The 12033-nt window shown below is 57.4% G+C and carries 11 protein-coding genes; 6 read left to right on the top strand and 5 right to left on the bottom strand.

The annotated features are described in order from the left end of the window. The first annotated feature begins 6 nt into the window (after positions 1–6). The 5 genes from bamC (at position 7) to ypfH (ending at position 5648) form a co-directional block, all read left to right on the top strand. Complete coding sequence (gene bamC / locus ACK13D_RS14195; RefSeq protein ID WP_010260005.1) at positions 7–1038, top strand: outer membrane protein assembly factor BamC; 1032 nt, start codon at positions 7–9, stop codon at positions 1036–1038. Between the two features lie 145 nt (positions 1039–1183). Next, positions 1184–1897, top strand: a complete 714-nt coding sequence (purC, locus tag ACK13D_RS14190; protein ID WP_010260002.1) for a phosphoribosylaminoimidazolesuccinocarboxamide synthase — start codon at positions 1184–1186, stop codon at positions 1895–1897. 130 nt (positions 1898–2027) lie between these two features. Then, the gene (ypfJ, locus tag ACK13D_RS14185) at positions 2028–2894 is read left to right on the top strand and encodes a KPN_02809 family neutral zinc metallopeptidase (protein WP_050679724.1); all 867 of its coding nucleotides are present in this window, start codon (positions 2028–2030) and stop codon (positions 2892–2894) included. Then, entirely contained in the window at positions 2894–4894 is a 2001-nt protein-coding gene (locus ACK13D_RS14180) for a tRNA(Met) cytidine acetyltransferase TmcA (protein ID WP_418796677.1), read from the top strand. The genes ypfJ and ACK13D_RS14180 overlap by 1 nt, the downstream gene beginning before the upstream one ends. Before the next feature lie 73 nt (positions 4895–4967). Beyond that, a complete protein-coding gene (gene ypfH, locus ACK13D_RS14175) occupies positions 4968–5648 on the top strand; it encodes an esterase (RefSeq protein ID WP_010259992.1) in 681 nt (226 codons plus the stop codon). A 93-nt stretch (positions 5649–5741) separates the two neighbouring features. Here ypfH and ACK13D_RS14170 read toward each other — a convergent pair whose 3' ends face one another. The 3 genes from ACK13D_RS14170 to ACK13D_RS14160 are packed head-to-tail and all read right to left on the bottom strand — an operon-like array spanning position 5742 to position 7450. Further along, a complete protein-coding gene (locus tag ACK13D_RS14170; protein WP_418796676.1) occupies positions 5742–5930 on the bottom strand; it encodes a YpfN family protein in 189 nt (62 codons plus the stop codon). A 22-nt stretch (positions 5931–5952) separates the two neighbouring features. Then, the gene (gene dapE, locus ACK13D_RS14165) at positions 5953–7080 is read right to left on the bottom strand and encodes a succinyl-diaminopimelate desuccinylase (RefSeq protein WP_010671351.1); all 1128 of its coding nucleotides are present in this window, start codon (positions 7078–7080) and stop codon (positions 5953–5955) included. 1 nt (position 7081) lies between these two features. Then, on the bottom strand, positions 7082–7450 hold the full coding sequence (locus tag ACK13D_RS14160; protein ID WP_033788105.1) for an ArsC family reductase: 369 nt from the start codon (positions 7448–7450) through the stop codon (positions 7082–7084). Positions 7451–7734: 284 nt separating this feature from the next. On the opposite strand from ACK13D_RS14160, the gene ACK13D_RS14155 reads away from it, so the two are divergent. Continuing rightward, on the top strand, positions 7735–7926 hold the full coding sequence (locus ACK13D_RS14155; RefSeq protein WP_010259981.1) for a hypothetical protein: 192 nt from the start codon (positions 7735–7737) through the stop codon (positions 7924–7926). A 105-nt stretch (positions 7927–8031) separates the two neighbouring features. Here ACK13D_RS14155 and acrD read toward each other — a convergent pair whose 3' ends face one another. Next, the gene (acrD, locus tag ACK13D_RS14150) at positions 8032–11148 is read right to left on the bottom strand and encodes a multidrug efflux RND transporter permease AcrD (RefSeq protein ID WP_187515044.1); all 3117 of its coding nucleotides are present in this window, start codon (positions 11146–11148) and stop codon (positions 8032–8034) included. Between the two features lie 167 nt (positions 11149–11315). Next, on the bottom strand, positions 11316–11945 hold the full coding sequence (gene narL / locus ACK13D_RS14145; protein ID WP_010259976.1) for a two-component system response regulator NarL: 630 nt from the start codon (positions 11943–11945) through the stop codon (positions 11316–11318). Positions 11946–12033 lie beyond the last annotated feature (88 nt).

Below are 12033 nucleotides of genomic sequence, written 5' to 3'. Positions count from 1 at the left end.
GTTTGAATGAATTACTCAGTAAAGCGGTCAACAGTAGCCACAGTGGTGGGGCTTTCTACCCTGATGCTGTTGTCGGCCTGTTCAAGCGATCAGCGTTATAAGCGCCAGGTCAGCGGTGACGAATCTTATCTTGAAGCCAGTCAGTTAAATGAACTGAAAGCGCCTGCCGGAATGATCCTGCCGGTGCAGCGTGGTGATTTCGACGTGCCGCGCACGACCAGTCAGGCACCCACCGGCAAGCAGCTCGACATCCGTCCGCCAGCCCAGCCGCTGGCGCTGATGAACGGCACCCGCGCACAGTTCAGCAACAATACCGGCGCGCTGATGATTGATAACAGCCGCGGCTCAGTCTGGTCGCAGGTCGTCAACGTGGTGCAGTCATACAAATTCCCGATTGCCTCACGTAATGACGCAGGCCAGCAGCTGACGACGGACTGGGTGCAGTGGAACCGTGCTGATGAAGATCAGCAGTATCGTGGTCGCTACCAGATCAGCGTGCAGTCGCAGAGCTATCAGCAGCAGTTAACCGTTCGTCTGCTGGAGCTGCAGCAGGATGGTAAAACCATTACCTCACCTGTGCAGATCCAGCGTTACACCGCGCAGATGCTGAATGACATCAGCACCGGTATGGACAAGATTGATACGGCGAGTGAAAACGCGGCCTCTGGTCGGGTGAATGGGGCCATTGATGTGCAGAGCGGTGCAGATGATACCGGCCTGCCACTGCTGATCCTGCGTACGCCATACAACGTGGCATGGCAGCGTCTGCCTGATGCAATGAAACGCGTCGGGATGGAAGTGACCGACACGACCCGCTCAACCGGCAGCATGAAGGTGACCTACAAGTCACTGAGCAGCAGCGACTGGGATTCAGTCGGTGCGAAAGATCCGGAATTACCAAACGGTGATTACAAAGTGCAGGTCGGCGATCTCGACAACCGCACCAGTCTGCAATTCATCGACCCGAAAGGGCATGTGCTGACCCAGTCGCAGAACGATGCGCTGGTGGCCGTGTTCCAGGCGGCGCTGAACAAATAAAGTTGCCCCAGGCCGGAGATTCTCCGGCCTTTTTATTTTGTTTTTGGCATAATAGCGCGCGGCGAAGTAAACGATTGCGTCAAGGCAATCGCCGCAGCGGCACTGGCCGCTGAACACCCGTTATTTCAAGTCTGGAGTGAACAAGATGCAAAAGCGAGCTGAGTTGTATCGCGGTAAAGCGAAAACCGTATACAGCACCGATAACCCGGATCTGCTGATACTCGAATTCCGCAACGATACGTCAGCAGGTGATGGCGCCCGAATCGAGCAATTTGATCGCAAGGGAATGGTTAACAACAAGTTTAACCATTTTATCATGACTAAATTGCAGGAAGCGGGTATCCCGACCCAGATGGAAGCGCTGCTGTCAGATACTGAAGCGCTGGTGAAGAAGCTGGAGATGGTGCCGGTAGAGTGCGTGGTACGTAACCGCGCCGCAGGCTCGCTGGTAAAACGTCTGGGCGTGGAAGAGGGCATTGTGCTCAATCCGCCGCTGTTTGATCTTTTCCTGAAAGATGATGCAAAGCATGACCCGATGGTCAATGAATCCTACTGCGAAACCTTTGGCTGGGTCAGCAAACAGAACCTGGCGCGGATGCAGGAGCTGACCTTTAAAGCCAACGAGGTGCTGAGCAAACTGTTCGACGATGCGGGTCTGATTCTGGTCGACTTCAAACTGGAGTTTGGTCTGTTTAACGGCGAAGTGACGCTGGGCGATGAGTTTTCGCCAGACGGTGCGCGCCTGTGGGACAAAGAGACGCTGGATAAAATGGATAAAGACCGTTTCCGCCAGAGCCTCGGCGGCGTGGTGGAAGCCTATGAAGCGGTTGCACAGCGGCTGGGCGTGAAGCTCGACTGAGTTTGCCTGCCGCGCAGAAAGAAAAAGGAGAGCCCCGGCTCTCCTTTTTTCATTTCAGGGTAAAGCTGGTGATTGCTGCCTCACACAACTAAAATCATGCCATCTGAAAAAATGACTGAGGGAATACAGCATGCGCTGGCAAGGGCGTCGCGAAAGCGACAATGTAGAAGACCGTCGCGATCAATCGTCCGGTTTAGGCGGCGGAGGCCGCCAGATTCGTCTGCCGCGCGGTAAAGGCGGTATTGTGCTGCTGATTGTCGTGGCCATCGCGGGTTATTACGGTTACGACCTGACCGCACTGCTGACAGGCGGCGAAGTTGCACCGACCAGCCAGCAGCAACAGCGCAGCGTCAGCGCCAATGATGATGAGGCTGCGAAATTTACGAAGGTGATCCTGGCCACCACGGAAGACACCTGGGGCAAACTGTTCCAGCAGATGAACAAACAGTATGTGGCACCGAAGCTGGTGATGTATCGCGGCGCAACCCGCACTGGCTGTGGTACCGGACAGTCAGTCATGGGGCCGTTCTACTGTCCTGCCGATCAGACCGTCTACATCGACCTCTCTTTTTATGACGAGATGAAAACCAAACTTGGCGCGGACGGTGACTTCGCCCAGGGCTACGTCGTCGCGCATGAAGTTGGCCACCATGTCCAGAAACTACTGGGTATTGAACCGAAAGTGCGTGAAATGCAGCAGGGTGCCAGCCAGACGCAGATTAATCAGCTCTCCGTCAAAATGGAACTGCAGGCGGACTGTTTTGCCGGTGTCTGGGGACACTATATGCAGCAGGAAAATATCCTTGAAGCGGGCGATCTGCAGGAAGCGCTGAATGCCGCCGAGGCAATTGGCGACGACCGCCTGCAGCAGAAAGGTCAGGGCCGCGTAGTGCCGGACAGCTTCACCCACGGCACGTCTGAGCAGCGCTACACCTGGTTCAAGCGCGGGTTTGATGGTGGCAATCCAGGACAGTGCAACACCTTCGCCAGCAACTAATGAGTCTGCAGCCTCTTACGCAGCTTATGCAGCAGGCCGGTGTGCGTCGTCTGGCGGTGATCAGCGGCGACCCGGCCTGGTGTTTACTACGGGCTGCGGCGTGGCGTGAAACGCTGACCGGCGACTGGCTGGCGTTGAGCCCGGAACCGCTGTTCTCTGCTTCGGATAAAGGGCCGGGTCAGTATAAAACGCCGGTCCTGCACAAACAGCCTGCTGCGGTGCGCACGCTGCTTGGCCGTGAATTTCGTCATGCTCTGTTTGACGCCCGTCAGGGCTTTCATGCCGACGCTTTCGCTGCGCTGGCTGGCACGCTCACCGCCGGTAGCTGGCTGTTACTGCTGGTGCCGCCCTGGGAACAGTGGGCGCAGCAGCCTGACAGCGACAGCCTGCGCTGGGCCGATGTCGCTGAACCCATCGCCACCCCTTATTTTGTTCACCACCTGCAACAGCTGATATTAGCGGATGACCAGGTGCTGCTGGAGCGGCAGCATCAGCCATGCCGGTTTCCGGCGCAGCCGGACTGGCCGCAGTGGCACTGTCAGGCACCGCAGCAGCAGCAGGCGATACTCGATCAGTTGATGAGGCTGCCATCGGGAGTTGCCGTGCTGACCGCGCCCCGTGGACGCGGTAAATCGGCGCTGGCGGGCATGCTGGCACAATTGAACGGACATTGTCTGGTGACGGCTCCGGCCAAAGCCTCAACGGAGGTACTGAGCAACTTCGCCGCTGACGCTTTTCACTTTATGGCACCCGATGCGCTGCTGGCGCTGGAGACGCCGCCGCAGGCGGAATGGCTGATTGTGGATGAAGCGGCGGCGATCCCGGCACCGCTGCTGCAGGCGCTGGTCAGTCGATATCCCCGCGTATTGCTCACCACCACCGTACAGGGCTACGAAGGAAGCGGGCGCGGGTTTATCCTTAAATTCTGCGCCGGGCTTCCTGATGCACACTATTTTACGCTCGATGAGCCGCTGCGCTGGTCGCGTTTCGACCCGCTGGAGCAGTGGCTGAACCAGGCGCTGCTGTTTGAGGATGCCGCCGCGACCGCCCCCGATTATCCTGTAACGCCTCATCGTGTTGAGCGCCACGATTTCAGCGCGCTGGAGGCCGCGTATCGTCTGCTGACCAGTGCGCACTATCGTACCTCGCCGCTTGATCTGCGCCGTCTGCTGGATGCACCCGGTATGCAGTTGTGGCAGGCTGGCGATGCGCCGGCGTTACAGGGCGCGCTCTGGCTGGTGGAAGAGGGCGGTCTTGAACCTGCTCTGGCACAGGCGGTCTGGGCGGGCACCCGGCGACCTCGCGGGAATCTGGTGGCGCAGTCGCTGGCAGCCCACGCCGGTCTGGCTGAGGCGGCGACATTGCGCTCGCTGCGCATCAGCCGTATTGCCGTGGCGGCGGAGCGGCGTCGTCTGGGAACCGGACAGCAGCTGGTTGCGGCAGCGGCCAGTGCGGCCGTCGGATATGACTACCTCTCCGTCAGCTTTGGCTACACTGAATCTCTCTGGGCGTTCTGGCGCGCCTGTGGCTTTAGCCTGGTGCGGATTGGTAGCCAGCGCGAAGCCAGCAGCGGCTGCTACGCGGCGATGGCCATGTTGCCCTGTTCTGCTGCGGGTGAGGCATTGCAGCACCGCGCGGCAGAACAGCTGGCGCGAGACTGGCCGCTGTTGCGCCAGCATATCGCACTGGAACTGCAGTTTGATCAGGTTACTGACGACGGATTGACCGCGCAGGATATTCGTCTGGCGGCGGGTTTTGCCTGGGCGCAGCGGCCACTGGAAGCAAGCCTGCCGGTGTTGCAGCGTCTGGTGCAGGCCAGTTCAGCCTCTGTACCGCTGCTGGCCGCGGCGGTAGCCACACCCACAGCCCTGAGCGAACTGGCCCAGCAGGCGGGAGTGAGCGGGCGCAAAGCGCTAGTCGCAGCGCTGCGTCAGCAGGCGGCAGCGGCCCTCCAGACACTGGGCGTTGATGCAGCCTTGCTGCACCTGCCGTTGAAATAATTCGACCAGCTGGTTCAAATTATCCTCATATGATTTTATGCCAGGCGGCGTAGAGTGAACACAGGAGGTCAACATGACACTGAAATATGTAATCGTTCAACAGCCTGCCACCACAGCACAGCTGTTTCTGCTCTACCATGGCGTTGGCGATAACCCGGATTCAATGGGCGAGATTGGCAACTGGTTTGCCCGAACGTTTCCCGACGCGCTGGTGGTGTCCGTCGGCTCGCCTGGTGCGAGTCGTCAGTGGTTCGGCGAAACCGACCTGCACGATCAGACCGTCCAGCAGCGGGTTGATGCGGCCATGCCGCAGTTTGTTGGGTCTGTGCGTCACTGGCAAAAAAAGAGCAGCGTGCGGCCGGAAGCGACAGCGTTAATCGGCTTTTCGCAGGGCGGCAGTATGGTGCTGGAAGGGGTTAAGGCGCATCCGGATCTGGCGGGCCGCGCGGTGGTGTTTAATGGCCGGTTTATTACCCTGCCGGAGAAGGCCAGTACCCGCACCACCATTCACCTGATCCACGGTGATTATGATGAGCAGGTCCCGCTGCACCATGCGCAGCAGGCGGAGCATCGGCTGACCGCCTGCGGTGGCGATGTTACCCTGGATATCGTTGACGATCTGGAACACGCCATCGATCACCGCAGCATGGAGCTGGCGCTGAATCATCTGCGTTATACGGTGCCAAAACGCTACTTTGATGAGGCGTTAAGCGGCGCAAAACCGGGTGACGATGATGTTATCGTGATGATGTAAAAAAGCCCCTGCGCAAGCTCGATCTTAACGCTGATGAGAGCTGACTTTGTGAAGAACCATAAAAAAGCCCCTGCATAGCAGGGGATTTTTCGTTTACTTCTTCTTCGGCCAGTTGTCGTCGTCATCCCATTTATCGTTAAAATCACGATGCGGCGGCAGGCCAGGTTTGTTATCCATAAATTTTTTATGATCGATGCGTTTCAGATCTTTATAAACGTTCATCAGCACGCCAACCATCAGCAGGATCACCAGGATCCACCAGTAATCTTTAATAAATTCCATTTGCTGCTCCTTAAAACCGCCGTCAGGCGATCAGTTGTTCCATGATGCGTTGGTACATCCGGCTCAGCATCTGCAGGTCGGAGGCTTTCACACACTCATTGATTTTATGAATGGTGGCATTCACTGGCCCCAGTTCCACCACCTGTGCACCCATCCGGGCAATAAAGCGGCCATCGGAGGTTCCGCCCGTGGTCAGCAGCTGCGGCTTAATTTCATTATAGTGCGCTACAGCTTTCACGACGGCATCAACCAGCTTACCGCGCGTGGTCAGGAAGGGCTGGCCAGAGAGTTTCCACTCAATGGTGTAACGCAACTGGTGACGATCCAGCAGCTCAGCGACCCGCTGACGAATCATCTCATCGGTGAGTTCGGTGCTGAAGCGGAAGTTAAACTGCACAAACAGCTCGCCGGGGATCACATTGTTACTGCCGGTACCCGCCTGGACGTTGGCAATCTGCATGCTGGTCGCCGGAAAGAACTCATTCCCCTGATCCCACTCGGTCGCGACCAGCTCATTCAGCGCTGGCATCGCCCGGTGAACCGGGTTATCCGCCAGATGCGGATAGGCGACGTGGCCCTGCACGCCATGCACCATCAGGTTAGCGGTGATTGAGCCGCGACGGCCATTTTTCACTACATCACCCACCACTTCCGTGCTGGAGGGCTCGCCGACCAGGCAATAGTCGAGCCGTTCGCGGCGCGCCATCAGCCGCTCAACCACTTTAACCGTGCCGTTGGCCCCGCTGGCCTCTTCATCAGAGGTAATCATAAAGGCGAGTCGCCCTCGGTGATTGGGACGCACTGCAACAAAACGTTCGGCAGCCACCACCATTGCCGCCAGCGATCCTTTCATGTCGGCCGCGCCGCGACCGAACAGCATACCGTCGCGGATGGTGGGTTCAAACGGCGGATTAATCCAGCGGCTGGCATCGCCAGGCGGCACCACATCGGTGTGACCGGCAAACGCCAGCGTTTCACCTTCGCCACGGGTGGCCCAGAAATTCAGGGTGTCGTCGATGTTCATCGTTTCAATCTTAAAGCCAATAGCTTCAAGACGGGCGATCAGCAGAGCCTGACATCCGGCATCATCGGGGCTGAGAGAGGGGCGACGAATAAGCTGCTGCGTCAGCTCAATGACCGGGCAAAACATATTATGACTTCTCCTGGATAGCATTCTGATAGGTGGCTTCGCTGAAACCGGCGAGCAGGGCGCCATCCGGGGCGCGCAACAGCGGACGCTTAATCATGGCGGGATGCGCCAGCATCAGCGCTTTGGCGCTGCTGGCATCGGTAACCGCGTCGCGATCACTCTCAGGCAATTTACGCCAGGTGGTGCCCCGGGTGTTAAGCAGAGCCTGATAACCCAGTGCATCGATAAACTCCTGCAGCAGGGCATCGTTCAGGCCATCCGCACGGTAGTCGTGGAAGTGATAGTCAACGCCTGCGTCTGTTAAAAAGCGCCGGGCTTTTTTTATGGTGTCGCAATTTTTAATCCCGAACATCACCCACTGCGTGCTCATTGCCCGATCCTTATTGTCCTGTGAGAAGTGAAAGCTGAAAAAAGCAGCCAAAGTGCGAGTTTACCATAGTGTGATCCGTTGCGGCATCTGCACAGGCGCGGGAATCGGGCCACAGAGCACGGCAGCAAGGTCATCGTCCGGCATCGGGTAAACGCTATCAATTTCGCAGCTAACCATTACTCTGCTTACCAATAAGAGCTTAGGAATTTCGCCATGTTGATAAAATAGTCTACCGCTGGGTTTAAAATAAATTATTTTCAACGGGGTTAAGGAGTTGCTGAAGTGTGCGTCAGCTTGCAAAACCAGCAACATTCATGTTTTTATGGCGTATGCCGATAGATATAACAGGTGTAAACGTATTCACCTGTATAAAAAAAGAGCGTAACATTGCCAGCACAATAAGAGAGGGCATTATGATTGACACCGAAATGGGAACCTGGAAAGAATTTATCGAAGCGATGTTACGCAACAAGTAACGCGCGAAGAAAAAAGCAGGTTAATCCCGCTTGCTGGAATTCTTACCACACACAGAAATAAGGCGGCCACTGATATCAGTGACCGCTTTTTATTTGCGCCTCTACTTAGTCGAGCGGCTTCTCTTTGAGCGGGAAGCGGCGGCGTACCAGCACAAAGAACAGCGGCACAAAAAAGATCGCCAGCAGTGTGGCAGAGATCATTCCGCCCATCACACCGGTTCCCACGGCATGCTGGCTGCCGGAGCCCGCTCCGCTGCTGATCGCCATGGGCAGTACACCAAAGATAAAGGCCAGCGAGGTCATCAGAATCGGCCGCAGGCGCTGACGCGATGCCTCCAGCGTAGATTCCACCAGCTCGCGTCCACGGCTGTTGATCTCATTAGCAAATTCTACAATCAGGATGGCGTTTTTGGCGGATAACCCCACTACCGTCAGCAGGCCAACCTGGAAATAGACGTCATTTTCCAGCCCACGCATCCAGGTGGCGATCAGCGCCCCGACCACGCCCAGCGGCACTACCAGCATCACCGAGAACGGGATCGACCAGCTTTCATACAGCGCGGCCAGGCAGAGAAAGACCACCAGCAGCGAAATCGCATAAAGTGCCGGTGCCTGCGAACCGGAGAGCCGCTCCTGATAAGAGGCACCGGTCCACTGGAACCCGACGCCCAGGGGCAGGGCATTAACCAGTTTTTCCATCTCATTCATCGCCGTGCCACTGCTGACGCCACTGGCCGCTTCGCCGACAATCTCCAGCGACGAATAGCCATTGTAGCGTTCAAGACGTGGGGAACCGGTCTCCCAGCGGCTGGTGGCAAACGCGGAGAAGGGCACCATTTTGCCGCTGCTATTGCGCACGTACCATTTGTTGATGTCGTCTGGCAGCATGCGGAATTCAGCGGCAGCCTGCACATAGACCTTCTTCACCCGGCCACGATCCAGGAAGTCATTCACGTAGCTGGAACCCCACGCGGTGGTCAGGGTGTCGTTGATGGTATCCAGCGACACGCCCAGCGCCTGCGCTTTACGTGCATCAACATCGATCTGCAGCTGCGGGCTGTCATCCAGTCCATTGTGCCGTACCCGCGACAGCGCGTTGTCATTGCCCGCCATCTCCAGCAGTTTGTCACGCATCGCCATCAGTTGGGTATGACCGACGCCCGCGTGATCCTGCAGTTGCAGGTCAAAGCCGGAGCTGCTGCCCATGCCGGTGATGGCTGGCGGGCTGCTGGCAATCACCCGGCCCTCTTTGATCTTCTGAAATGCCTTCGTCGCGCGATCGATAATCGCGAACGAGGTGCGATCGGCACCGGGCCGCGCTTCCCAGTCTTTCAGCCGCACAAACAGACGCGCCACGTTTTGTCCATTGCCGCCCGGACCTGCGCCGATGGTGGAGAAGACCGACAGCACATTGGCTTTCTCCTCGGTGAGATAATAGTTTTCAACTTTGGCGACGACGCTGGCAGTTTGCTCAAGTGTCGCGCCTGCCGGAAGCTGAACCTGCGTCAGGAATACGCCGCGATCTTCCAGCGGCAGAAACGACGTCGGCAGACGCAGAAACAGAAAGGCCATCAGGCCGATGATGCCGAGATAGAGCAGCAGCCAGCGACCACCCTTGCGCAGGATACCCGCGACCCCGCGCTCGTAGCGGTCAGCATTGCGATTAAAGTGACGATTGAACCAGCCGAAGAAGCCGCGACGCTCAGGCTGCTCGCCCTGCGCCACGGGTTTGAGCAGCGTGGCACAGAGCGCCGGTGTCAGGATCATCGCCACCAGCACCGACAGCACCATCGCCGACACAATGGTAATTGAGAACTGACGGTAGATGGCGCCGACGGTGCCGCCGAAAAACGCCATCGGCACAAACACCGCAGAGAGCACCAGCGCGATACCCACCAGCGCGCCCTGAATCTGGCCCATCGATTTTCGGGTGGCGGCACGCGGCGAGAGTCCCTCTTCATGCATGATACGTTCAACGTTTTCCACCACCACGATGGCATCATCCACCAGCAGCCCGATTGCCAGCACCATGGCAAACATGGTCAGGGTATTGATGCTGAACCCGCAGGCATAGAGCACGCTGAAGGTGCCGAACAGTACCACCGGCACTGCAATAGTAGGAATTAAGGTGGCGCGGAAGTTCTGCATAAACAGGTACATCACGCCAAATACCAGCACAATCGCTTCCAGCAGCGTCTTCACCACATCGGTGATTGACGCTTTAACGAAAGGGGAGGTTTCATAGGCGATTTTTGCTTCCAGACCGTGCGGGAAGTAGTGGGACAGCTCCTCAATGCGCGCCCGCACCAGCTTATCGGTGTTCATCTCGTTGGCACCGGACGCCAGCTTCACCCCCAGGCCTGACGCGGGCTGGCCGTTGTAACGACTCAGATAATCATACTTCTCAGCGCCCAGCGCCACGCTGGCGACATCGCCCAGCGTCACCACCGAACCATCGGGATTGTTCTTCAGGGTAATCGCCCGGAACTGCTCAGGGGTCTGCAGCATCGACTGGGCGTTGACCGTGGCGTTAAGCGCCTGTTTCTCTACCGACGGCAGGCCACCCACCTGACCCACGGCAACCTGGGTGTTCTGCGACTGGATCGCACTGACCACATCTTCCGTGGTCAGCGAATAGGCGATCAGTTTATTGGGATCGAGCCAGATACGCATCGCATATTGCGAGCCGTAAGCGTCAACCTGGCCGACGCCATCAATACGGCTTAGCGGATCCTGAATATTACTGGCGACATAGTCTGAAATATCCTGCTTATCCATGCTACCGTCGGTTGAAACGAATGCCACCATCAGAATATTACTGTCACCGGTTTTATTGACGGTCACACCCTGAGACTGCACCGCCTGTGGCAATTTACGCAGTGCGGATTGCAGCTGGTTCTGTACCTGCTGACGGGCTTCATCGGGATTGGTCCCGGCGGTAAAGGTGAGGGTGATCTGTGCCTGGCCGGTGTTGCTGCTGTTAGAGGACATGTACATCAGATTATCGATGCCGGTCATGTTCTGCTCGATCACCTGGGTAACGGTGTTTTCCAGCGTCTGGGCGGATGCGCCCGGATAGTTAGCGGTGATGCGCACGTTGGGCGGTGCCAGATCGGGGTACTGTTCAATAGGCAGCGAAATAATCGAAAGCGTGCCACACAGGCACAGCAGAATCGCCAGAACCCAGGCAAAGATAGGGCGGTCGATAAAGAAATTCGACATTAAATCGACACTCCTCACTACTTTTATCGTTGGTCAGGCCCACCAGCAACGGGCGCTCTGGCAGGAAACTCGGCGGGTCTTTGCCATGATTCTCCGCCGCCGTTTACTCTACGTGCGGCAGCGGGGGAAATCGTGGAGAAATTGAGGAGAAAATGTAAATTCGTTGGCTATTTGCGGCTTTCAAGCCACATCACCGTGGCGGCGACGCGTGAGCGGACATCCAGTTTCCGCAGCAGGTTGCGAATGTGCACTTTTACCGTCTCTTCAGAGATATGCAGAATAGCGGCAACCTCTTTATTCGACAGGCCACGCGCCACCTCCTGCAGCACATCCCGTTCGCGCTCGGTGAGCTGACGCAGAGGATCGGCACTGTGCTGGCGATTAGCCAGATAGCGGGTGACGCCCTCGCTGAAGACCTTTTCGCCTCGCGATGCCTGCAGGATATGCGCCAGCAGGACCTCCGGCTCGCTGTCCTTGAGCAGATAGCCGTCAGCACCGGCATCCACCATGGCAAAAATATCGCTGCGGGCGTCAGAAACGGTCAGCACCAGAATGCGCGAACTGATCCCTTCATGGCGCAGCGCCTTCAGCGTATCCAGTCCGGACATGCCTTTCATATTCAGGTCGAGCAGAATGATGTCCGGTTCCTGATGGCGGGCCTCCGCCAGCGCTTCAGTGCCGTTGCTGGCTTCGGCGATCACCTCCAGCCGGGGATCCAGCGCCAGCAGCTGACGGACACCGCGGCGCATCAGCGGGTGGTCATCCACAATCATCAATGTTAATGCGGGCTGTTGCATATTTTCTCCGTTGCATTGGTTTCAGACTGCGGCAGATCAGACGGTATTGTTCAGGGACAACACCCTGTTCTGTATCGAATAGTCCGCG

It is taken from the genome of Pantoea sp. K16 (genome assembly GCF_048452805.1).
GTDB classification, from domain to species: domain Bacteria; phylum Pseudomonadota; class Gammaproteobacteria; order Enterobacterales; family Enterobacteriaceae; genus Pantoea; species Pantoea agglomerans.
Note: the sequence above shows the minus strand (reverse complement) of the source record. Positions and strands in the feature narration are given on the sequence as shown.